This is a genomic window from Brevundimonas denitrificans (genome assembly GCF_030160755.1).
Taxonomy (GTDB): Bacteria; Pseudomonadota; Alphaproteobacteria; order Caulobacterales; family Caulobacteraceae; genus Brevundimonas; species Brevundimonas denitrificans.
In genome coordinates, this window is record NZ_BSOY01000181.1 from 1 (window position 1) to 704 (window position 704).

The 704-nt window shown below is 56.4% G+C and carries 2 protein-coding genes; both read right to left on the reverse strand.

Annotated features, from left to right (window positions below; genetic code table 11):
• Window positions 1-123, reverse strand: a 123-nt coding sequence (locus tag QQJ79_RS16110) for an acyl-CoA dehydrogenase family protein (RefSeq protein WP_431307614.1), incomplete at its 3' end; no start/stop codon positions are given.
• 26 nt (window positions 124-149) lie between these two features.
• Window positions 150-704, reverse strand: a 555-nt coding sequence (locus QQJ79_RS15630) for a carboxyl transferase domain-containing protein (RefSeq protein WP_284223852.1), incomplete at its 5' end; no start/stop codon positions are given.

Here is a 704-nt window from a genome sequence, read left to right on the forward strand (position 1 = left end):
GAACAATTCATGGGCAGGGAAAATGCCGTCTTCTTCCCACTGATCCACATGGGGATTGATTTCCTGTGCGATGAACTTGCTGAGCGAGCTCATGAATTCCTTGTGTTCTGGTCCGTAAATCATTGTCTTCCTCCCGTTTGTTGTTTTTGTTACATGCGACCGATGCCAAAGGTGTTCTTATTGGTTTGTCGTGCATCGGCTTCCCCTGCGATGGACAGGCAATAGCTGAGGACCTTGCGGGTATCCCGTGGGTCGATCAGGCCGTCATCCCAAAGCCGTGCCGTGGCGAACAGGGCAGTGGATTCCTTGTCCATCCGCCGGATGATGCCCTGCTCCATCTGTTGAAGGGCGTCCCGGTCCGGCTCCTGTCCCATTTTCCTGAATTTTTCCTCGGTAACGATGGACATGACCTTGGCCGCCTGTTCGCCGCCCATGACCGCCACCCGGTTGTTGGGCCAGGCAAAGATGAAGCGGGGATCAAAGGACCGTCCGCACATGCCATAATTTCCGGCCCCGAAGCTGGCACCGATATGCAGGGTGAGCTTGGGAACCGTGGCATTGGTAACCGCCTGAATCATCTTTGATCCGTGTTTGACGATGCCTGCCTGCTCCGCCTCGGTGCCGACCATATAGCCGGTGGTGTTCTGCAGGAACAGAAGCGGGGTGCCGGACTGGCTGCAAAGCTGGATGAACTGGGCGGCCTT